This is a genomic window from Draconibacterium mangrovi, assembly GCF_010586825.1.
GTDB lineage: Bacteria > Bacteroidota > Bacteroidia > Bacteroidales > Prolixibacteraceae > Draconibacterium > Draconibacterium mangrovi.
This window is the reverse complement of the sequence record NZ_JAAAGB010000006.1, coordinates 304,276-324,177: the sequence shown is the minus strand read 5'-3', so window position 1 is coordinate 324,177 and position 19,902 is coordinate 304,276. Positions and strand designations below refer to the sequence as shown.

Below are 19,902 nucleotides of genomic sequence, written 5' to 3'. Positions count from 1 at the left end.
TTTTTAAAGATACCAATTCTCGCAGCCTTATCCGGGGGATGTTAATAATTTTTGATGGAATTTTTAGAGCAAAAAAAAAGCCCGATGCTTTGATCGGGACTTCTTTCTAGTCAATATTTTCAGCGATGAGCTTTGCCAGTTGCTCCATTTCCCCGGGAGGGAATTTTGTTTTGTCGGCAAAGTTCAGCAAATCGTGTTCGCTTTGCATAGGTACCAAATGAATGTGTGCATGTGGCACTTCGAGACCCAAAACCATTACCCCAACTTTTTTGCAGGGAACAGCTTTTTCCAATCCTTTGGCCACTTTTTTGGCAAACATTTGCAAACCTGCGTAGGTTTCATCATCCAAATCAAAAAGGTAGTCTACCTCTTTTTTCGGAATTACCAAAGTGTGTCCTTTTGCAGTTGGGAAAATATCGAGAAAAGCAAAATAATTCTCGTCCTCAGCTACTTTGTATGAAGGGATCTCACCATTGATAATTTTTGTAAAAATGCTTGCCATCGTTCTTAAATTGAAATTTCTACAATCTCAAAAGGTATTACTCCTGACGGAACTTTAATTTCAACCACATCACCAACTTTTTTGCCCATCAATCCTTTGGCAATTGGCGTTTGTACCGATATCTTTCCTTCTTTCAGATTCGCTTCACTTTCGGGAACCAAAGTATATTGCATGGTAGCATTATTCTTTTTGTTCTTTATAGTTACTTTATTCAGAATCTGAACTTGTGACGTATTAATTTTCGACTCGTCGAGTATTCGGGCATTGGCCACTATATTTTTTATCTGTGCTATTTTAGCTTCAAGCATACCCTGGGCATCTTTAGCTGCATCGTACTCGGCATTTTCCGATATATCACCCTTCTCAATGGCCTCGCCAATCTGCTTCGAAATTTTTGGGCGTTCAACAGTCATCAACTGCTCCAACTCTTTCTTCAGCTTCTCTAATCCGTCTTTCGTTAAATATGTTACTTCGGACATTTTGTATCCTCCTTTTATTAAATTGTTTCGCCTCAACGTAGGCATAAAAAAATAGAAAGAATCCCGATTTGCCCGGAACTCTTCCTAATGCAAAATTATATAATTTCTTGAATATTAAAATATTCTACGCAAAAAAAATATCGAAAACAGGTGGCATTTACACAGTTAGATATATCTCCTGTTGATAATCTCGCTATAAATCACGGCTTTCTTCAACGAAAAACTCTCACCCAGTATCAACGACTTCTTTTTCGATTTTTTTGTTTCTTCCTCTTTTCTTTTTAGCGGCGCCGATTTTCTTACTTCAGCACTGTATTGGAATGCCGGACGAACTTCCTGTACAGGCTCCGTTTCCTCCACTTCTTCGTACACTACCTGCGGCTGTGATTGACCCGGCACATCTTTATTGTCATCCATCAGCATTTCCCAAAAATCCTGGGCACTGCCTGTTGAGGGCGCAGCTTCTCCGGGCGTAGCGTTCTTTTTACGTGTTTTATTGAGAATGCCAAACACGGCAACTATCAATGTCAATATAATAACTACTATATCATCCATAATTTTCTATCAGCAATAAATTGTATTTTTGGCTGTTCAATTTATAAAAGTACGAAACACGTACGGAAATAAAAACTTTCGCGTTAAAGAATAATAAAACAAAGTTAGCATCATGCAAAAAAAGTGCCACAGCAGGGAATCGGGTTATTCGGGGATGAAGTATTTGTTTTTTATTGCATTTACTTTTCTGATGTATTCGTCGTGCAACGAAATTGACTCTGAAATTCCGGATGTTTGGGTGGGCTTAAATCTTGATTTAGGGCTATACAACGAACTAACCGTGCCTGGCAACTCAGCCTACTTCCCGAACCAGGGATTTGGAGGTGTTATTGTTTATTGCGAAATAGAAGGCTCATATTACGCTTTTGATGCGGCTTGCACTAACGAAATCAACCCTTCATGCAGGGTTGTAAACGATGGAGCTGTAGGAAAATGCTCGTGTTGCGAATCGGAATATATTTTTATTGGCGGCACCGTATTAAAAGGGCCCGCTGCGGCACCATTAAAACAATACAACACATCGCTTGCAGGAAATACCTTAAGAGTATTCAACTAAAAATGGGCTCCACGAAGTGAAACCCATTTTCTATCTCATCTATTTTTCTTCTTAATATCGGTAGTGCTCCGGCTTAAACGGGCCTTCTTTCGAAACGCCCAAATAAGCGGCCTGTTTGTCGGTAAGCTCAGTCAATTTTACACCAATTTGCGCCAGGTGCAAACGGGCAACTTCTTCATCCAGTTTTTTCGATAAAGTATAAACACCCACTTCGTAGTCGTTTTCCCACAAATCAATTTGAGCCAGCGACTGGTTGGTAAACGAGTTACTCATTACAAACGACGGGTGTCCGGTTGCACATCCAAGGTTTACCAAACGACCTTCGGCCAACAGATAAATACAATGGCCATCTTCGTATGTATATTTATCAACCTGTGGTTTGATATTTATTTTTTCGATACCGGGCCATTTTTCCATACGGGCAACCTGAATTTCATTGTCGAAGTGACCAATATTACAAACAATCGCCTGATCTTTCATTTTTGCCATGTGCTCGGCAGTAATTACATCGCAGTTTCCGGTGGTGGTTACATAAATGTTTCCTTCGTCCACTGCCTCTTCCATTGTTTTTACCTCGAAACCTTCCATGGCTGCCTGCAGCGCACAAATCGGATCGATTTCGGTAACAATTACACGGGCGCCATAACTACGCATCGAGTGAGCGCAACCTTTACCAACATCGCCATAACCGGCAACAACAACCACTTTCCCGGCAATCATTACATCGGTAGCACGTTTAATGCCATCGGCCAGCGACTCGCGACATCCGTACAGGTTATCAAATTTCGATTTGGTTACCGAATCGTTAACATTAATCGCCGGTACCAGCAACTCGCCTTTATCGGCCATCTGGTACAAACGGTGCACTCCTGTAGTTGTTTCTTCTGAAACACCTTTCCATTCAGCTACTGTGCGGTGCCATTTCCCGTTATCTTCTTTTAATGTAGTTTTCAGCAATTCAAGAATCACTTCTTCTTCTTCGCTTGATGCATCCACATCCAAAACGCTGGCGTCTTTTTCGGCAGCATATCCTTTATGAATTAACAAGGTAGCATCGCCTCCATCGTCAACAATCAGCTGCGGGCCTTTTCCATCCGGAAAACTCATTGCCTCGCGGGTGCACCACCAGTACTCTTCCAGTGTTTCACCTTTCCAGGCAAATACCGGCACCCCGGCTTTTGCAATAGCTGCCGCTGCATGATCCTGTGTTGAAAATATGTTACAGCTTGCCCAACGAACATCTGCTCCAAGGGCAACCAGTGTTTCAATTAAAACAGCCGTTTGCACGGTCATGTGCAAGCTACCCATTACACGCACGCCGTTAAGCGGTTTGCGCGGGCCAAACTTTTCCCTGATGGCCATTAATCCCGGCATTTCCTTCTCCGCGATCTCAATTTCTTTTCTTCCGAATTCTGCCAATGAAATATCGGCTACTTTGTAATCTAGTTTTTCCTGAACTGACACGGTCATATCTATTATTTAATTTTTTCAAATAAAAAAGTGTGCAAAAATAACAATTTCTGCAACAAAAAAGTTGAAAATCAATAACAAGGATTAGTTACCAAGGTCGGAGAAGAACTTCACACGCATTAAACGAATGTCATCTTCCGAGTATTCTTCTTCGCCTAATTCTTCCAGAGCATCCTCAATGGAGTCGGTTTCTGCCTCGCGGAAATATTCAAAAATATCCTCCTGATGATCTTCGTCAATCACATCATCAATGTAGTAATCGATATTTAATTTAGTCCCGGAATTTACAATAGCCTCCACTTCGCCAATCACGTCGCTCACTTCAATCCCTTTGGAGTCGGCAATATCTTCAAACGACAATTTGCGGTCGATGCTCTGAATAATGAACACCTTCATTTTCGATTTGTTGGCTACGGTGCGCACCACCAAATCTTCCGGGCGTTCAATCTCATTTTCTTCCACATACGATTTTATCAGCGCCAAAAACTCTTTTCCATACCGGCGGGCTTTCCCCTGCCCAACTCCCTGAATATTTTGCAACTCCTCTGTAGTTACCGGGTATTGAATAGACATGTCGGCCAACGACGGATCCTGAAAAATTACAAACGGTGGCAGATTGTGTTTTTTGGCAATCTTTTTCCGCAGGTCTTTTAACATGGCAAACAACTGAGGATCGCCACTTGCACCTCCTGATGGAGCGCCTCCTGCACCTGGCGAATCATCCTCTTCTTCGTACTCGTGGTTTTTCACCAACATAAAACTATGCGGTTTCTCCAGAAACTCGTGTCCTTTTTCAGTGACTTTCAGCAGCCCATAATTTTCAATATCCTTGTTGATGATTCCGGCTACCATCGACTGGCGGAACACGGCATTCCAAAAACGCTCGTCGTGTTCTTTTCCTGTACCAAACGATTTTAGCGTGTAATGTTTAAACGATTTTATAGCAGCCGTACTGTTCCCAATCAGGATGTTGGCAATATGGTCGCCTTTGTATTTTTCATTTACTTCAAGAATGGCTTTCAGGGCGGTAACGATTTCATCTTTTGCTTCAATCTGCTCCTTCGGGTTCAAGCAGTTATCGCAGTTTCCACAATTATCAGTTCTGTAGTGCTCGCCAAAATAATGCAACAATATTATGCGGCGGCAAATGGCCGACTCGGCATATGATACGGTATCCAATAAAAGTTGTTTCCCGATCTCCTGCTCGGCAACCGGTTTCCCGTGCATAAATTTCTCCAGTTTCTGAATGTCTTTATAACTGTAAAAAGTAATGCATTGTCCTTCGCCACCATCACGGCCGGCACGTCCGGTTTCCTGGTAATATCCTTCCAGACTTTTGGGAATATCGTAGTGAATCACAAAACGCACATCAGGTTTATCGATGCCCATACCAAAAGCAATGGTAGCCACAATTACATCCACTTCTTCCATCAGAAATTTATCCTGATTTCCCGAGCGGGTAGTGGCATCCATACCGGCATGATAAGCAAGTGCTTTAACTCCGTTCACCACTAAGGTTTCGGCCAGCTCTTCAACTTTCTTTCGGCTTAAACAATATATAATGCCTGATTTGCCTTCGTTTTGTTTTATGAATTTAATGATCTGCGTTTCGGTTTTCACCTTTGGCCTCACCTCGTAATAGAGATTCTCGCGATTAAATGATGCTTTAAAAACTCGAGCATCCAAAATGCCAAGGTTTTTTTGAATATCGTGCTGAACCTTTGCCGTTGCCGTTGCAGTTAATGCAACAATTGGCGACTTCCCGATTTCTTCAACAATCGGCTTTATTCGCCTGTACTCCGGTCTGAAATCGTGCCCCCACTCCGAAATACAATGCGCCTCATCAATGGCGTAAAACGATATCTTTATTTGTTTAAGGAATTCAATGTTCTCTTCTTTTGTCAACGACTCAGGAGCAACATAAAGCAGTTTTGTTTTTCCGTCCAACACATCTTCTTTAACCTGTGTTATGGCTGCTTTCGACAGCGATGAATTTAAGAAATGAGCAACACTGTCTTCGGCATGCGTACCTCGCATTGCATCTACCTGGTTTTTCATCAGCGCAATTAGAGGAGAAATCACAATGGCCGTGCCATCAAGAATTAACGCCGGCAACTGATAAATTAAAGACTTCCCTCCTCCTGTTGGCATCAACACAAAGGTGTCTTTTCCGTCCATCACACTTTTAATCGCCTCTTCCTGTTGCCCTTTAAAACGGTCGAAACCAAAAAAACGCTGCAACTCTTCTGCTAATACAACTTTTTCACTCATATGTCCTATCTCCCAATATCTGTAGCATAAGTAAATTCTAAATTATTAAAAGTAAGCAAAATGGCAATACAATTTAATAAATTTTATACTTTAAAAATTGATGTATTTAATAGAGACTAACATTATGTGAAAAGTTTAGGCCGTGCAATATATAAGTAATATTTGAGATTTTAAATGCGAAAAATTCGTGTACATTTGTGAAGTTTTTTTTTGACAACCAGAATTCATGAGCGAAGAACGTACTACAAAAAAACAAGGAGAAGAAAGTTCCAAGGGGGAAATGTCCTTTCTTGAACACCTGGAGATACTTCGTTGGCATATTATCCGGTCATCAGCGGCCATAGTTCTTTTTGCCATCGTCGCATTTGTTATGAAATCATTTATTTTCGATGTGGTTATCCTCAGTCCGAGAATGCCCGATTTTTGGACCAACCGCATGTTGGCCAAGCTGGGAGACATGGTAGGATCGGAGGCATTAAAAATTAACCAGGTACCATTAAAAATGCAAAGTATAAAAATTGCAGGGCAGTTTTCTACGCATATTATGGTATCGATAATTGCCGGATTAATTATAGCTTCGCCTGTTGTTTTCTACGAATTCTGGCGATTTATAAAACCCGCATTGTACGATAATGAACGGAAACATGCTGGTGGTGCCGTGTTCTTTACCTCCATTTTATTTTTAATGGGCGTACTGTTTGGCTACTTCTTAATTGTGCCTTTATCTATTCACTTTTTAGGTACTTACCAGGTAAGTAGCGAAGTTGAAAATACAATTAATCTTCGTTCATATATTGGATCGGTAACATCCATCTCATTGGCGGGTGGAGTTGTTTTCCTGCTTCCTATTTTCTCTTACTTTTTGAGCAAAGTAGGACTCCTTACGCCGGAATTTATGAAAACGTATCGTCGACATGCTTATGTGGTAATGCTGCTACTATCGGCAATTATTACACCTCCCGATATTTTTAGCCAGATTATGGTTTGTTTCCCTTTGGTTTTCCTTTACGAAATTGGTATTGTTATTTCGCGTCGTGTAGTTAAAAATCGTGAAAAAGCAATGGAGGCCATGTAATTCCGTCAAAAATTGACGTTATTTGAACCATTATGATTCTTCGAGCAGAAAATATCGTTAAAAAATACCGAAAAAGAACCGTAGTAAAAGGAGTTAGTTTTCAGGTTGAGCAAGGCGAAATTGTGGGATTATTAGGTCCAAACGGAGCCGGAAAAACCACATCATTTTATATGATTGTTGGATTGATTCAACCATTTTCAGGAAAAATATTTCTCGACGAAAAGGAGATAACAAAACTTCCGGTTTACAAAAGAGCCCAGCGAGGCATTGGCTATCTGGCTCAGGAAGCATCTGTTTTCAGGAAATTAAGCATTGAAGACAACATCAGGGCTGTTCTGGAAATGACTGATTATTCGAAAGAGTACCAGAAAGAAAAACTGGAAACATTGCTTGATGAATTCAGTTTACAGCACATTCGAAAGAGTAAAGGTATTCAGCTTTCGGGGGGTGAGCGACGCCGCACAGAAATTGCACGGGCACTGGCCATCGACCCGAAATTTATCTTGCTTGATGAGCCCTTTGCCGGGGTTGACCCGATTGCGGTGGAAGACATTCAGCAAATTGTAATGCAGCTGAAAGAAAAAAACATTGGCGTGTTGATTACCGACCACAATGTACACGAAACACTGCGTATTACAGACCGCTCCTATCTCCTGTTTGAAGGAAATATCCTTAAAGCCGGAACAGCTGATGAGTTGGCTGCCGATGAGGATGTGCGCCGTGTTTACCTCGGTCAGAACTTCGAATTACGTTAGGAAAAACATTTTTACATTTTTTTTATTTTTTTGTTTGCAGATTAAAAAATGTTTCTTTCCTTTGCAGCGCTAAAATAAAAACGGCGCTTTAAACGAAAAGCAAACCGATTTTGGCTGAGAAAAAAATCCTGAAAAAATTTGGTCGATTACAAAAATGATGTATTTTTGCAGTCCCAAAATTAAGGGAGTTAAATAGGAAGGCCCGTTCGTCTAGGGGTTAGGACGCCAGGTTTTCATCCTGGTAGCAGGGGTTCGAATCCCCTACGGGCTACTAATTTTTAAAAAAGAGAGAAAGAAAGAAAATGGCACATCATAAGTCAGCATTAAAAAGAATTCGTCAAGACGAAAAAAAGAGAGTACACAACAAGTACTACGCAAAAACTACACGTAATGCAATTAAAGCTTTACGTAATGCTACTGATAAAGCTGAGGCAGATAAAATGTATCCTTCAGTTGTTGCTATGATTGATAAATTAGCGAAACGCAATATCATTCATAAAAACAAAGCTGCAAACTTAAAATCGAAATTAACTATTCAGGTTAATTCGTTGTAAGAAGAGAAAAACCACATTATATAGAAAACCTCTCCGAGTATCGGGGAGGTTTTTTTGTGTTTTATAATCCCGTATGTTCTGTAACTATAATTTAGTATTTCCGAAATAACTAATTATAATTAATTTTAGGATAGAACTCCGGGACAAATGGGAGAATACAAAAAACTAAATATAAAAGACTGGGCTGTAGAAGATCGTCCGCGCGAAAAGTTACTAAACAAAGGACCACGATCGCTAACCGATGCCGAACTCGTTGCCATATTGATTGGCTCGGGCAATATTGAAGAAACAGCCGTAGAACTCTCCAGGCGCATTTTAGCATCAGCCGACAATAACTTAAACGAACTGGGCCGTAAAGGCATTGATTTCCTTACCCGATTTCAGGGAATTGGCGAAGCAAAAGCCGTTACCATTGCAGCAGCACTGGAGCTGGGTAAACGCCGGAAAGAAGCTGATGTATTCAATAAAAAGCAAATTAGCGGCAGTAAAGACGCAGCTGAATATTTTCAGCCCATGCTTGGCGATCTGAATCACGAAGAATTCTGGATTCTGCTGCTTAACCGCGGCAACCGGATAATCGACTCGTTTATGGTGAGCCAGGGCGGAATTTCAGGAACTGTAATCGATGTGCGACTGATATTAAAAAATGCGCTGGACAAAATGGCCAGTGCCATTATTCTCTGCCACAACCATCCTTCAGGGACTATGCAGGCATCAAATGCAGATCTGAATATTACCCGTAAAATTAAAAGCGCGGCTGAAATTATGGATATAACGGTGCTCGACCATATTATTATTGGCCAGAGCAACTACCTGAGTTTAGCCGACGAAGGAATGTTAAACGAATAAACCGAACGAAAATGATACTTTTTTATTCCGACGAAGTTAACCCACGGATTGAGTACATTGCAAAACTGATCTTCGCGAACATTTTGCAAACGGAAATCGCGTTTACTCAGAATTCTGCGGAATTTCGAAAGTCGGAAATCCCAAAGATCAACTATTCGTACGAAAAATTTGGCGATGAATTTTACATCAAACCACATAAACTTATTTTTCAGAATGCACTTATTAAACCTACCATAAATTCGGTTTGGTACGAGGGTGAAAAATATTTCTGCGAAACATCCAAAGACTCTGACCTGCCTTTCGATCCCTTTGCTGCTTCGTTTTATTTGGTTACCCGCCACGAAGAATACGTCGATAAAAACCGTGACAAACTGGGGCGTTATCCATACCAGAACAGCATTTTATCGAAATATAATCTAATGCAAAAGCCCGTTGTAAATATCTGGGCAAAGCTGTTGGGCACATTGCTGAAAGAGACATACCCGGAATTCAATTACATCGAATCGAAATTTAAGTTTATCTCCACCATCGATGTCGACAATGCTTACGCCTACCAAAACAAAGGTTTTTTGCGCACAACAGCGGCCTGGGCAAAGTCGCTGATAAAAGGCAACCGGCAAGAGACCATAAAACGTAAACGGGTTTTAGACGGTGAAGAATCCGATCCGTACGACACCTACAATTACCTCGACAATGTTTTTGCAGGAAACGAGGACAAAGTAAAATTTTTCTTCCTATTGGGCGATTACGGACGTTACGACAAGAACATTGCCCACACCAACAAAGAATACCGGGAACTGATTAAACGGACGGCCGAAAAATACGACGTTGGTATTCATCCGTCGTTTGGCAGTAGCAAGAAAAAAGGTGGCAAAAAGAAAGTAAAATTGGAAAAACAACGCCTGGAAGAAATTATTGGCCGAAGTGTTTCCAAAAGTCGACAACACTATTTACGACTCAAATTTCCCAAAACATACACCCGCCTGATAAAAGCCGGAATTGAAGAAGACTACACACTGGGTTATTCTGCCCAATCGGGTTTCAGAGGTGGTATTTGTACGCCATATTGTTTCTACGACCTTAAACATGAAACGGTAACAAACCTGAAAATCATTCCTTTCAACATTATGGACGGAACGTTGCGCTACTATCTTCAGCTGTCTCCGGAAAAGGCTTTTGAAGAAATAAAGAAGATTATGCAGGAAGTTAAAAATGTTGGCGGTACATTTGTAAGTGTCTGGCACAACGAAACCGTTAACGATTTGGGAACATGGAAAGGTTTCAGAGAAGTGTTTGAACAGATGAACAAACTGGGTTTTGAATGGGCGAATGAGTAGCCGGCATATTTAAATGAGCAGCGTAAAAAAGATTCACTATATAAAACATACGCAAATCGATTCCGGGAAATGGAATCAATGCATTGATGGTGCGTTAAATTGCAGAATTTATGCCTACGATTGGCACCTCGACAGAACTGCCATTGAGTGGGATGCCCTGGTTTATGGCGATTACGAATATATAATGCCGCTGCCCTTTCGAAGCAAACTGGGCATAAAATACCTTTATCAACCACATTTTTCGCAGCAGCTTGGAATCTTCCCTCCTCCATCGAAGGCGATTTTTGAAACATTTATTACTGCCATAAAAAACCGTTTTAAATACGTCGATATGCAACTTAATGCTGTAAATATTCCCGGAGAAAATGACGGTGATATTTTTTTCGAACGTAAAAATTACCTGCTTTCGCTAACAAAAGATTTTAAATCGATCATTTCCGGCTACTCAAACAATACAAAACGAAATATTGCCAAAGCCCAAAAACAGGATCTTTCGATTATTGAAGGTATCCGGTTTGAAGATTACCTCGAATTTAAATCGAAAAATCTACCTGCCGGAGTTGATCTGTCGGCTGTCGCCAAACTAAAAAGCCTTATCGCTTTTGGCGAATACAAAGGCTTTGGAAAAATATATGGCGTATACACTCCGGGAAATGAACTTTGTGCGGCTGTTTATTTCTGCCGCTGGAAAGACCGCGTTATCTATTTTAATGCAGCCTCAAACGAAGAAGGCAAAAACACGGGAGCGATGTATTATCTGGTCAACCGTTTTATTGAAGACAATGCCGGAAAAAATCTGCTGTTGGATTTTGAAGGATCTATGATTCCGGGAGTTGTGCGCTTTTACGCAGGTTTTGGAGCAAGACCCGAAACCTACTTTCAACTTAAATATAATCGTTTACCTTTGCTGCTTAGGTGGCTAAAACGATAATTGGCAATGAGGAATTTCCCGCGTTTGGTAAGTAAAAAACTGAGTCCGCTGTTTTCAACCCAAAAACTTCTGACAGCAATAACGCCTCCTTTTTTGCCCTTTTACCACACCGTTAGCAACAAACCTTTACCACACATTTTAAATTACCCGGTAATTGATGAAAAACAGTTTAAGCAGGAACTTGATTTCTACTTAAAATATTTTAATCCGATTTCGCTTGATGAGCTAACAAAGCCAAACAAATCCAACAGTTTTCATTTAAGTTTTGATGACGGGCTGAAAGAGTGTGCCGAAATAATTGCACCTATTCTTTTACAGAAAGGAATACCGGCTACTTTTTTTGTGAATAGTGGTTTTGTCGACAACAAAGAACTTTTTCATCGGTACAAAGCCAGTTTAATTACCAATGAAATGCGCACGCAACCTGATGCAGAAGTGGAAAATTACCTGCACGAAAACGGCATTCCACTAAAAGCATTATTGCAAACTCCATACTCAAAACGAGAAATACTTGATCATGCAGCAGAGTTAATTGAAATCGATTTTCAATCGTTTCTTGAAACACAAAAGCCGTACATGACTACCACCCAAATTAAAGAGTTGCACGACAAAGGTTTTTCCATTGGTGGGCACAGTCACAAACACCCCGAATTCCGGAAGATTTCGGAGAAAAAACAACTGAAGCAAGTCAAAAAATGTATGAAATGGGTAGAAGAGACTATAAATCCAAATGTAAAAGCTTTTTCATTTCCGTATACCGATGATGGCGTTTCAACTAATCTGATAAAAAAAATACATGACAGCGAAATATGCGATATTAGTTTTGGAACTGCCGGAGTTAAATACGATGAAATCTCCAAACATTTTCAACGCTACCCGGCTGAACAACCGGGTGATTTTGAATTGAATGTAAAAGCGGAATTTCTTTATTTTAAACTCCGCAAAACAATTGGCAAAGTAACAGTAAAACATTGACTTTCCAGGTAAAAAAAATACGACTCAACGAGCTTGAAAAATTTGTGAAAAGCAAAGAATTTCAGAACTACGAAGTGATTCCCATTTCTACAATTCGCGCCCAATCGTATCTAGCCAATCCACATGCACTACCCGATGACATTGTACTTTATCTTGGTTTTATTGCTGACAAGTTGGTGGCTTTCCGAAGCATTTTTGCCGACACGCTCATTTCTGAAGATCAACTGATTCGTTTTGGGTGGTGCAGCGGAAACTGGGTACACGAACAACACCGCCGCTTAGGTTATTCCGAACAACTTCTGCGCGAAGCATATAACGACTGGAACAAAAAACTGGTATTCACCAATTATGCTCCCAATTCGGAAAAACTGTATTTAAAAACCGGACTGTTTCACACGATTCACCAGTTTGAAGGAGCGCGTTTGTATTTGTATGCAAAAACAACCAAAATTTTTCAGGCCAGAATAAATCCAGTTGCTGCAGTTCTATTCAAAATAACCGATTTTTTTATTGAGCTAATCGTTAATGTATCCGGCTTCTTCTATAAGTCAAAGACAAACTCTACGGTTTTATTCTCAGAAATTGAAAAACCGGATGAAGCCTGTTATCAGTTTATAAAATCCAACCCGGCTACCAGTGTTTTCAAGCGGAGAGAAGCCGAATTAAAATGGATTTTTGAGTATCCCTGGCTGACACAGCAAAAAAATGATGAAAGCTCCCGCTACCCTTTTTCATCTTTTTCGGGAAATTTTTACTACAGAACTGTAAAAGTGAATAGAGCCAATAAACTGCTGGGCCTTTTTATTTTCTCGGTACGTGAAGGACATTTAAAAACGCTTTATTTTAACCTCCCCGAAGATTGCACAAAAGAAATTTCCGCCTTTTTAAAAAAATATTGCCTTAGTAATAAAATTGAGTACATAACTATTTATAAAAAGGAGCTGACAGACCAGCTTTTAAGCAGAAAATTCCCATTTTTGTACGCGAAAAGATACGGGCAAAAAATATACAGTACTTTTCAGGTATCAAATAAAAAGCAACATACATTTCAGGATGGTGACGGAGATCTCTTCTTCACCTAAAAAAAAAATTATGAACGTTCGAGTTTTAGGCAACACCCACTCCATTTTAGATCAGTATCTGGCAGAAATTCGGGATACAGGCATTCAAACCGACCCACTTCGTTTTCGCGATAACCTTAACCGTATTGGTGAAATTTTTGCATACGAAATAAGCAAAGAAATGCAGTTTGAAGTGAATGACGTTATAACTCCACTGGGCGTTGCAAAAGTTCCGAAATTATGCCAACAACCGGTTTTAGCAACTATTTTACGTGCCGGGTTAGCCATGCACAATGGTCTGCTGCGTATTTTCGACCGGGCAGAAAACTGTTTTATTTCAGCCTTCAGAAAATACACCGAAGGGGGGGGCTTTGAAATTGAATTTGAATACATGGCCTCGCCTTCGCTTGACGATAAAGTGGTTATACTTTCAGATCCGATGCTGGCCTCGGGAAAATCGATGGAAATTGGATACGAAGCATTATTCAGCAAAGGAAAACCGGCTCATATTCACCTGGTGGCGATTATTGCCAGCGAAGAAGGTGTTGAATATGTGCAAAATGCTATAAAAGACAAAAATGTGACTTTATGGCTTGGTGCTGTTGATCCTGAAATGACTCCAAAATCATACATCGTCCCGGGACTTGGCGATGCCGGAGATTTGGCATTTGGCGAAAAAATCGATTCAAAATAGAATAAACAAGAATGCCAGCCCTTTACAGGACTGGCATTTCTTGAAAAACTCTCTCAAACTATTCTTAGTAATTCTATCTTAAAAATATACCTCAACGGTAATATTCTCTCTTCCAAATCCTTTGTCGCTCAAAATCTCCATCGAGTCGAAGATCATATCGCTGTTTCCGCACAGGTAAAAGGAGGTATTTTTATCAAAATCTGTCTTTTTCAGGTAATCGGTCACCCTGCCGTTAAAATCGCCGCTTTTATCGCGCGATGTGCAAAGTGTGTAATTTTCTTTATTGTAATCTTCCTGCTCGTAGCCTTCCTCGGCATAACGAACTCCGTGAATTAACTGGTAATTCAAACCCGGATTACTTTTTACCATGCTATGAAACGGTGCAATTCCTGTTCCGCTGGCAATAAAAATATGCTTGTGTGTATCTTTATTTTTCACATCCAAACCAAATTTTCCGAAAGGGCCGTGTACTTCTACCATGTCGCCAACTTTCAGGTGCTTTAGTTTTGGTGAGAAGTAACCACCTTCAACTTCTTTTACCAACACCTCCAGGTTTTCCCCTTTTTCGGCACTGTAAATCGAGTATTCGCGGCTTTGATAGTCGCCTGTAATCGACAGGGACACATGTTGTCCGGCAACAAATTCGAAGCGACTTTTTGGTAAAGACAACACAAAAGTGTGTTCTGTTAATTTCCTGATTCCAACAACCTTATAATAATTTGTATCAAGCTGTACTTCTGGTTTCATATCAATTGTCATGATGTATCTAATTTTTTCTTCGACACAAAAATATGTGCAATTATTGATTTAAAGACTTTTTGGTATTCTATTTCACCGATAGTTTTAGAGAATTAACCGATTATTAACACGAATGTTCAATAGTGTGCCATAATTTTGGATAGAAATTTTCGAATATCGATTTCAATTTCTTAAAAACCAAGTAAGCAGAAAAAATGAAAGGAGTCCCGATTAATCGGGACGAGTCAAATCTTATACCATTGAAAACAAACAATAAGAAACCAATGAAAACATTAATCACCTACTGCACCACACATGGATGTACCGAAAAAACAGCTACCGAACTAAAACAGTTTTTGGGAGGCGAAGTTTTATTGATTAACCTAAAAAAAGAAGCGGTTAATGACCTTTCTTCCTTTGACCGGATAATTGTTGGCGGCTCCATTCATGCGGGCCAGATTCAGAAAAAAATTAAAGAGTTTTGCAACGAACATTATGAAACGCTGAAAAACAAAGAACTCGGCTTGTTTATTTGTTGTATGGAGGAAGGCGAAAAAGCGGAAATTCAGTTACACGACGCTTTCCCCGAAGGGTTGTTACTAAGTGCCAAAGCAACAGCATGCCTGGGCGGAGAGTTCGATTTTAATAAAATGAATTTCTTTCAGAAACTTATCGTAAAAAAAGTGTCGAAGGTAGAAAACAGTGTTTCGCACCTTAACCACGATGCCATCAAACGTTTCTCGCAGCAAATGAACCAGATTTTTAATCCTTTTATGTTTTTTGTTTAGAAGTTCAGGTAATAATCGCGCGTTAACATTTTAAATTTTTCGTTCCACGATCCGTCATTATTATAAATTGTAAGGTGCTCGGTTACGGTCGCTGTTTCCTTCTTACTCATCTCCATTAAAACCCGGTTCGCCGGTTTATTCTCATTGGGAGCTATCATTGTAATTCGCTTTAAATAGAGATGGTGTTGCTGTGCCAACTTTTCTATTTCCTTTACTGCCGGTTCGGGCAAGATAAATGCACATCGCCCCTCGTCCGATAACAACTGCGAAGTACACTGTAATAGCGTTTCGTAAGATAAACTATCGGTATGCCGTGCCAGCGAACGGCTTTCGTTACCAGCTTTTAACACATTCTGGAAAAAAGGAGGATTTGATACAATTAAATCGAATTGCTGAGCAGTTTCGGCTGCAAACTTTTGTAACGAAACATTCGCTACTTCTACCCTATCTTTCCAGGGCGATGCAGCCACATTTTCAGCAGCTTCTTCGGCAGCATTTTTTTCAATTTCGATGGCAGTGATTTGGGCTTGCGAGCGCTGTGCCAGCATCAGGGCAATTAATCCGGTTCCGGTACCAATATCAAGAATAGTACTGCAACTGCGAACATTGGCCCACGCACCCAGCAGAATCCCATCGATCCCCACCTTCATTGCCGAACGTTGTTGTTCGATACGGAATTGTTTGAACTGGAAATAATTGTTTCTGCCCATTACATTATAAATCGCTTAATGCCATCTTTTAACCGCAGCACATTAAAATTCAACAACAATCCTAGCTTAAAATCCCCAACCTTCAAATAGGTAAGTACCTGTGCAAAATGAACATCTGTAAATGTTTCAACTGCTTTTAGCTCAATTACAATTTTGTTTTCTACTAACAGATCGATCCGATAACCATGATCTAGTTTTATATCTTTATAAATAATAGGTAGTGGCTTTTCCTTCTCAACATTCAAACCTAATGCTGTCAACTCATAAGAAAGACATTCCTTGTAAGTGGACTCCAGGAGGCCCGGACCAAGTGCCTTATGAACTTCAATAGCTTTACCAATAATTAAACTAGATAATTCATTTGTATCCATCTCCTTCGTGTTTTGGTGAAAAAATAAAGTTACACAAAGATTCACCAAGACCACACAAAGAACCACAAAGTTTATTTTACTTTGTGAATCTCTGAGCCTCCTTCGAGTTCTCTGTGTAATAAAGATACAAAGGTTAAAATTTTTCGAAAACACCCAATCCAAACAAGGCAAAATCATATTTAATCGGGTCGTCCGGATCGAATTCACGCAAAGTGCTGGTAATTTCTTCCACCGCTTTACAGTCGTTGGATTTTCGTTGTAGCAGCCCTAGCTTACGTCCCACATTTCCGGTGTGCACATCAAGCGGTAACATCAAGGCCGATTGCGGAATTCCTTTCCATAAACCAAAATCCACTCCCGATTTATCGTTACGACACATCCAGCGCAAATACATATTCAGGCGTTTGGCCGACGCCCCTTTGGTAACATTCGAAATATGTTTGCGTGTTCGTTCGCCTTCCGTTTCGAAAAATACAGAATGGAAGCGTGCCAAGGCCGCTTTTACAGATTGTTCGTTTTTATAACCGTCTTCGAAAACCGTTTGTAAGCCCCCGTAATTTTTGTATATATTTCGTAATGATCGAATAAAATAAATACAATCGTCGCCATTAAAAGTGCGGTGTACAAATTTTTGCAGCCGTTCAAGCTCCTTTTCCGAGGCGTTTAACACAAAGTCGTGTGGTTGATTCTCGAGCAAAGCCATTAAACGCAAGGCATTTTTTATAATAGCCGCCCGGTTTCCCCAGGCAATGGTTGCTGCCAGAAAACCGGCAACCTCAATATTTTCTTTTTCGGCAAACTGCTTGGGAACCTGAATCGGGTCGGTTTCAATAAATTCGGGTTGATTGTACTTTTCAACTTTTTCGTCGAGGAAATCTTTTAGATCAGCTATTTTCTCCATTCTTCAATTTTATGAGAAGATTGATACTGGATCCCCCGACGCTTTCGGTCGGGATTTGGCTGTGGCCGATTTTCAATTCGCTTCGCTCAACTGGATACTGCGACTGCTCACTGGCGACTTTTTTCACTCGATAATTCCGTCTTTGATGTGGATGATCCGGTCGGATTGTTCGGCAAAATGATCATCGTGCGTAACAATAATAAAAGTTTGCCCCAAATCGTCGCGTAATTTAAAAAGCAGGTCGTGCAATTCGTCGCGGTTGGTGGAATCGAGGTTTCCCGATGGTTCATCGGCCATCACCACCGACGGGCTGTTTATTAGCGCACGAGCCATCGCCACCCGTTGTTTTTCGCCACCCGACAATTCAGATGGTTTATGTGTCATACGATCGGCCAGTCCCAAATAATCGATCAGTTTTATTGCGCGGGCTTCGGCTTTTGCTTTTGGTGTTTTTGCAATAAAGGCAGGAATACAAACATTTTCCAAGGCTGTAAACTCGGGCAGCAAATGATGAAACTGAAATACAAAACCAATTTCGCGGTTCCGAAATTCTGCCAGCTTATTATCGCTGAGATCTGAAATTTTTGTGTCGTTAAAAAACAGATCTCCGCTATCAGGTTTACTCAGTGTCCCGAGAATTTGCAGTAAAGTGGTTTTCCCTGCCCCGCTGGCTCCAACAATAGAATACAGTTTCCCTTTTGGAATATCCAGGTCAATTCCCTTCAGCACCTCAAGTGCTCCGAACGATTTTGTTATGTTTTCAGCTCTTATCAATGCAATTATTTATAGGATAAAACCTAATCCGTAAAGTTTTAGTATTTCATTGAGCACATATAATACATAAGCAGCGATCAACACTATTCCGGTAAACTTCCCTGCATTCCATTTTTTTACCAATAAAAGAAGCATCAGCAAGACGACTGATCCCGACAAAATCAGGGTTGAGCTAAATACATCGCCTCCCGATTCGATTACTCCTCCTGAAAAAATCATTACAAGAAGAAATGGTAATCCCAATCCAACCAGAATATCAAAAATATTTGATCCTATAGCGTTACTAACAGCCATATCTCCTCTTCCCTGACGAGCCACAATAACCGATGAAAACAAATCAGGAATTGAGGTTCCGACAGCGAGTACCGTTAATGCAATAATTGCTTCAGGGATGTTAAGAATATGCGCCGAAGCAACCGCAACTTCTACCAAAACATAACTCAGGGCAGCAATTAAAACTATTGAAAGAATAAAAACGCGGTAGTAATGTTTTTCGTTCGGGAAAATAAAACGTAAAAGTTGATCCACCGGTCGGCTGATCTTACTGTGCTCGCCATGCGTATCTTCCAGTTCAGTAGCTTCCATATCGTTGTATGGCAACCACTTTCTCCAGTAAATAACCGCTACAACATATAAAACGTAAACACCTAAAAAGATTATGGTTTCGTTTAATGTTAACCGACCATCCCAGATAAACCATACCAGTAATACTACCGATAGCGAATAAAAAAACAAATCGCGAACCATAGGCTGCCAGGTGAGCTTTGTCTTTTTTACATACACCGCAGCACCAACAATTACCAGCAGGTTAAAAATGGCACTACCCACAATGCTACCGATACCAATTGCCTGGTGTTCGCCGGGTTTTATAACGGCAAACAAAGCCACGAATAACTCGGGAGCGCTCGACCCAACGGCCATTAAAGTAGCTCCGGCGGCATCGTCCGATAAACGCAGGTCTTTCGAAATTTTATCCAAAGACGATATAAAAAACAAATCGACAATGCGGGCCAACAAAACGAAGCTAGCCAGCAAAGCCAAAATATAGGGTAGAATCAATAACATTAATTTTTGGAATTAGTCCTTCAACTTATCGGTGATACCTTTTTTAATGTCGTTGGTATCTTTTGTTACGGTTGAAGTAACATCTTTAATATCTTTTTGAATATCAGAAGTATGGTTGTCGAGTTCGCGTTTTATTTCGTTTGTGGCTTTCTTAAACTCACGCATTCCCTTCCCCAGTGTTTTGGCAATATCAGGTATCGCTTTCGACCCGAAAAACAACAATGCCAACAGCATCACCAAAACTATCTCGCCACCACTTATAAATAATAAATACTGCATCGTCAAATTGATTTAGACCACAAATATATAAAAAGTTGGAAGTCAGAAGACCGATGACGGAAGATAGTTTAACAAGTTTAAATGATGATCGGACATGTACTAACCTGAAGCCAATCAGAGATCATATCAGAAACCGATGAATGGCTTTACAGAATGTAAACATTACATCCGCATTTTCCTGTTATCACTACATTTTAGCCAATTATCACCCG

23 protein-coding genes and 1 tRNA gene are annotated in these 19,902 nt (G+C 40.4%); 12 read left to right on the top strand and 12 right to left on the bottom strand.

The window, feature by feature from the left end:
- Nucleotides 1-106: 106 nt before the first annotated feature.
- The 3 genes from G4420_RS16445 to G4420_RS16435 all read right to left on the bottom strand — a co-directional run bounded on the left by G4420_RS16445 (nt 107) and on the right by G4420_RS16435 (nt 1,536).
- The gene (locus G4420_RS16445; RefSeq protein WP_163325029.1) at nt 107-502 is read right to left on the bottom strand and encodes an HIT family protein; all 396 of its coding nucleotides are present in this window, start codon (nt 500-502) and stop codon (nt 107-109) included.
- Between the two features lie 5 nt (nt 503-507).
- Nucleotides 508-981: a transcription elongation factor GreA gene (greA, locus tag G4420_RS16440; protein ID WP_163325028.1), complete on the bottom strand. Its 474-nt coding sequence runs from the start codon at nt 979-981 to the stop codon at nt 508-510.
- A gap of 165 nt (nt 982-1,146) precedes the next feature.
- Complete coding sequence (locus tag G4420_RS16435) at nt 1,147-1,536, bottom strand: hypothetical protein (RefSeq protein WP_163325027.1); 390 nt, start codon at nt 1,534-1,536, stop codon at nt 1,147-1,149.
- Between the two features lie 112 nt (nt 1,537-1,648).
- Here G4420_RS16435 and G4420_RS16430 point away from each other — a divergent pair, with 112 nt between their 5' ends.
- Nucleotides 1,649-2,092 carry a Rieske (2Fe-2S) protein gene (locus G4420_RS16430; RefSeq protein WP_163325026.1) on the top strand — a complete coding sequence of 148 codons (444 nt, stop codon included), beginning with the start codon at nt 1,649-1,651 and terminating at the stop codon, nt 2,090-2,092.
- Between the two features lie 51 nt (nt 2,093-2,143).
- Here G4420_RS16430 and ahcY read toward each other — a convergent pair whose 3' ends face one another.
- Both ahcY and recQ read right to left on the bottom strand, forming a co-directional pair.
- The gene (gene ahcY, locus G4420_RS16425) at nt 2,144-3,562 is read right to left on the bottom strand and encodes an adenosylhomocysteinase (protein WP_163325025.1); all 1,419 of its coding nucleotides are present in this window, start codon (nt 3,560-3,562) and stop codon (nt 2,144-2,146) included.
- 84 nt (nt 3,563-3,646) lie between these two features.
- Nucleotides 3,647-5,833, bottom strand: coding sequence for a DNA helicase RecQ (recQ, locus tag G4420_RS16420; RefSeq protein WP_163325024.1), 2,187 nt, complete (start codon nt 5,831-5,833; stop codon nt 3,647-3,649).
- Nucleotides 5,834-6,059: 226 nt separating this feature from the next.
- Here recQ and tatC point away from each other — a divergent pair, with 226 nt between their 5' ends.
- The 10 genes from tatC (at nt 6,060) to upp (ending at nt 14,064) form a co-directional block, all read left to right on the top strand.
- The gene (gene tatC / locus G4420_RS16415; RefSeq protein ID WP_163325023.1) at nt 6,060-6,908 is read left to right on the top strand and encodes a twin-arginine translocase subunit TatC; all 849 of its coding nucleotides are present in this window, start codon (nt 6,060-6,062) and stop codon (nt 6,906-6,908) included.
- Nucleotides 6,909-6,940: 32 nt separating this feature from the next.
- The gene (lptB, locus tag G4420_RS16410) at nt 6,941-7,663 is read left to right on the top strand and encodes an LPS export ABC transporter ATP-binding protein (protein ID WP_045031676.1); all 723 of its coding nucleotides are present in this window, start codon (nt 6,941-6,943) and stop codon (nt 7,661-7,663) included.
- 199 nt (nt 7,664-7,862) lie between these two features.
- Nucleotides 7,863-7,934: transfer RNA gene (locus G4420_RS16405), tRNA-Glu, on the top strand.
- A 31-nt stretch (nt 7,935-7,965) separates the two neighbouring features.
- Nucleotides 7,966-8,217 (top strand): 30S ribosomal protein S20, encoded by a 252-nt coding sequence (gene rpsT / locus G4420_RS16400; RefSeq protein WP_163325022.1) that lies wholly within the window; start codon nt 7,966-7,968, stop codon nt 8,215-8,217.
- A 147-nt stretch (nt 8,218-8,364) separates the two neighbouring features.
- The gene (radC, locus tag G4420_RS16395) at nt 8,365-9,066 is read left to right on the top strand and encodes a RadC family protein (RefSeq protein WP_163325021.1); all 702 of its coding nucleotides are present in this window, start codon (nt 8,365-8,367) and stop codon (nt 9,064-9,066) included.
- Nucleotides 9,067-9,077: 11 nt separating this feature from the next.
- Nucleotides 9,078-10,403: a polysaccharide deacetylase family protein gene (locus G4420_RS16390; protein WP_163325020.1), complete on the top strand. Its 1,326-nt coding sequence runs from the start codon at nt 9,078-9,080 to the stop codon at nt 10,401-10,403.
- A gap of 13 nt (nt 10,404-10,416) precedes the next feature.
- Nucleotides 10,417-11,334: a hypothetical protein gene (locus G4420_RS16385; protein WP_163325019.1), complete on the top strand. Its 918-nt coding sequence runs from the start codon at nt 10,417-10,419 to the stop codon at nt 11,332-11,334.
- A gap of 6 nt (nt 11,335-11,340) precedes the next feature.
- Nucleotides 11,341-12,309 carry a polysaccharide deacetylase family protein gene (locus G4420_RS16380; RefSeq protein WP_163325018.1) on the top strand — a complete coding sequence of 323 codons (969 nt, stop codon included), beginning with the start codon at nt 11,341-11,343 and terminating at the stop codon, nt 12,307-12,309.
- 44 nt (nt 12,310-12,353) lie between these two features.
- The gene (locus G4420_RS16375) at nt 12,354-13,391 is read left to right on the top strand and encodes a hypothetical protein (protein WP_163325017.1); all 1,038 of its coding nucleotides are present in this window, start codon (nt 12,354-12,356) and stop codon (nt 13,389-13,391) included.
- Between the two features lie 10 nt (nt 13,392-13,401).
- On the top strand, nt 13,402-14,064 hold the full coding sequence (gene upp, locus G4420_RS16370; RefSeq protein WP_163325016.1) for a uracil phosphoribosyltransferase: 663 nt from the start codon (nt 13,402-13,404) through the stop codon (nt 14,062-14,064).
- A gap of 78 nt (nt 14,065-14,142) precedes the next feature.
- Here the strand turns inward: upp and G4420_RS16365 are convergent, their stop codons facing one another.
- On the bottom strand, nt 14,143-14,823 hold the full coding sequence (locus tag G4420_RS16365) for an FAD-binding oxidoreductase (RefSeq protein ID WP_163325015.1): 681 nt from the start codon (nt 14,821-14,823) through the stop codon (nt 14,143-14,145).
- Between the two features lie 263 nt (nt 14,824-15,086).
- On the opposite strand from G4420_RS16365, the gene G4420_RS16360 reads away from it, so the two are divergent.
- Nucleotides 15,087-15,590 carry a flavodoxin domain-containing protein gene (locus tag G4420_RS16360; protein WP_163325014.1) on the top strand — a complete coding sequence of 168 codons (504 nt, stop codon included), beginning with the start codon at nt 15,087-15,089 and terminating at the stop codon, nt 15,588-15,590.
- Here the strand turns inward: G4420_RS16360 and G4420_RS16355 are convergent.
- The 6 genes from G4420_RS16355 to G4420_RS16330 form a co-directional block, all read right to left on the bottom strand.
- Entirely contained in the window at nt 15,587-16,300 is a 714-nt protein-coding gene (locus tag G4420_RS16355) for a tRNA1(Val) (adenine(37)-N6)-methyltransferase (protein ID WP_163325013.1), read from the bottom strand. The genes G4420_RS16360 and G4420_RS16355 overlap by 4 nt on opposite strands.
- Complete coding sequence (locus G4420_RS16350) at nt 16,300-16,671, bottom strand: GxxExxY protein (RefSeq protein WP_163325012.1); 372 nt, start codon at nt 16,669-16,671, stop codon at nt 16,300-16,302. Before G4420_RS16350 ends, G4420_RS16355 begins: the two co-directional genes overlap by 1 nt.
- 133 nt (nt 16,672-16,804) lie before the next feature.
- Nucleotides 16,805-17,572: a TIGR02757 family protein gene (locus G4420_RS16345; protein WP_163325011.1), complete on the bottom strand. Its 768-nt coding sequence runs from the start codon at nt 17,570-17,572 to the stop codon at nt 16,805-16,807.
- A 123-nt stretch (nt 17,573-17,695) separates the two neighbouring features.
- Nucleotides 17,696-18,346, bottom strand: coding sequence for an ABC transporter ATP-binding protein (locus G4420_RS16340; protein ID WP_163325010.1), 651 nt, complete (start codon nt 18,344-18,346; stop codon nt 17,696-17,698).
- Between the two features lie 9 nt (nt 18,347-18,355).
- Nucleotides 18,356-19,411, bottom strand: coding sequence for a calcium/sodium antiporter (locus G4420_RS16335; protein WP_163325009.1), 1,056 nt, complete (start codon nt 19,409-19,411; stop codon nt 18,356-18,358).
- A 12-nt stretch (nt 19,412-19,423) separates the two neighbouring features.
- Nucleotides 19,424-19,690, bottom strand: coding sequence for a twin-arginine translocase TatA/TatE family subunit (locus G4420_RS16330; protein WP_163325008.1), 267 nt, complete (start codon nt 19,688-19,690; stop codon nt 19,424-19,426).
- Nucleotides 19,691-19,902 lie beyond the last annotated feature (212 nt).

What these genes read in the sequence shown, in the direction of transcription:
- G4420_RS16445 (WP_163325029.1), bottom strand. Translation starts at nt 502, where the DNA reads ATGGCAAGCATTTTTACAAAAATTATCAATGGTGAGATCCCTTCATAC.
- greA (WP_163325028.1), bottom strand. Translation starts at nt 981, where the DNA reads ATGTCCGAAGTAACATATTTAACGAAAGACGGATTAGAGAAGCTGAAG.
- G4420_RS16435 (WP_163325027.1), bottom strand. Translation starts at nt 1,536, where the DNA reads ATGGATGATATAGTAGTTATTATATTGACATTGATAGTTGCCGTGTTT.
- G4420_RS16430 (WP_163325026.1), top strand. Translation starts at nt 1,649, where the DNA reads ATGCAAAAAAAGTGCCACAGCAGGGAATCGGGTTATTCGGGGATGAAG.
- ahcY (WP_163325025.1), bottom strand. Translation starts at nt 3,562, where the DNA reads ATGACCGTGTCAGTTCAGGAAAAACTAGATTACAAAGTAGCCGATATT.
- recQ (WP_163325024.1), bottom strand. Translation starts at nt 5,833, where the DNA reads ATGAGTGAAAAAGTTGTATTAGCAGAAGAGTTGCAGCGTTTTTTTGGT.
- tatC (WP_163325023.1), top strand. Translation starts at nt 6,060, where the DNA reads ATGAGCGAAGAACGTACTACAAAAAAACAAGGAGAAGAAAGTTCCAAG.
- lptB (WP_045031676.1), top strand. Translation starts at nt 6,941, where the DNA reads ATGATTCTTCGAGCAGAAAATATCGTTAAAAAATACCGAAAAAGAACC.
- rpsT (WP_163325022.1), top strand. Translation starts at nt 7,966, where the DNA reads ATGGCACATCATAAGTCAGCATTAAAAAGAATTCGTCAAGACGAAAAA.
- radC (WP_163325021.1), top strand. Translation starts at nt 8,365, where the DNA reads ATGGGAGAATACAAAAAACTAAATATAAAAGACTGGGCTGTAGAAGAT.
- G4420_RS16390 (WP_163325020.1), top strand. Translation starts at nt 9,078, where the DNA reads ATGATACTTTTTTATTCCGACGAAGTTAACCCACGGATTGAGTACATT.
- G4420_RS16385 (WP_163325019.1), top strand. Translation starts at nt 10,417, where the DNA reads ATGAGCAGCGTAAAAAAGATTCACTATATAAAACATACGCAAATCGAT.
- G4420_RS16380 (WP_163325018.1), top strand. Translation starts at nt 11,341, where the DNA reads ATGAGGAATTTCCCGCGTTTGGTAAGTAAAAAACTGAGTCCGCTGTTT.
- upp (WP_163325016.1), top strand. Translation starts at nt 13,402, where the DNA reads ATGAACGTTCGAGTTTTAGGCAACACCCACTCCATTTTAGATCAGTAT.
- G4420_RS16365 (WP_163325015.1), bottom strand. Translation starts at nt 14,823, where the DNA reads ATGACAATTGATATGAAACCAGAAGTACAGCTTGATACAAATTATTAT.
- G4420_RS16360 (WP_163325014.1), top strand. Translation starts at nt 15,087, where the DNA reads ATGAAAACATTAATCACCTACTGCACCACACATGGATGTACCGAAAAA.
- G4420_RS16355 (WP_163325013.1), bottom strand. Translation starts at nt 16,300, where the DNA reads ATGGGCAGAAACAATTATTTCCAGTTCAAACAATTCCGTATCGAACAA.
- G4420_RS16350 (WP_163325012.1), bottom strand. Translation starts at nt 16,671, where the DNA reads ATGGATACAAATGAATTATCTAGTTTAATTATTGGTAAAGCTATTGAA.
- G4420_RS16345 (WP_163325011.1), bottom strand. Translation starts at nt 17,572, where the DNA reads ATGGAGAAAATAGCTGATCTAAAAGATTTCCTCGACGAAAAAGTTGAA.
- G4420_RS16335 (WP_163325009.1), bottom strand. Translation starts at nt 19,411, where the DNA reads ATGTTATTGATTCTACCCTATATTTTGGCTTTGCTGGCTAGCTTCGTT.
- G4420_RS16330 (WP_163325008.1), bottom strand. Translation starts at nt 19,690, where the DNA reads ATGCAGTATTTATTATTTATAAGTGGTGGCGAGATAGTTTTGGTGATG.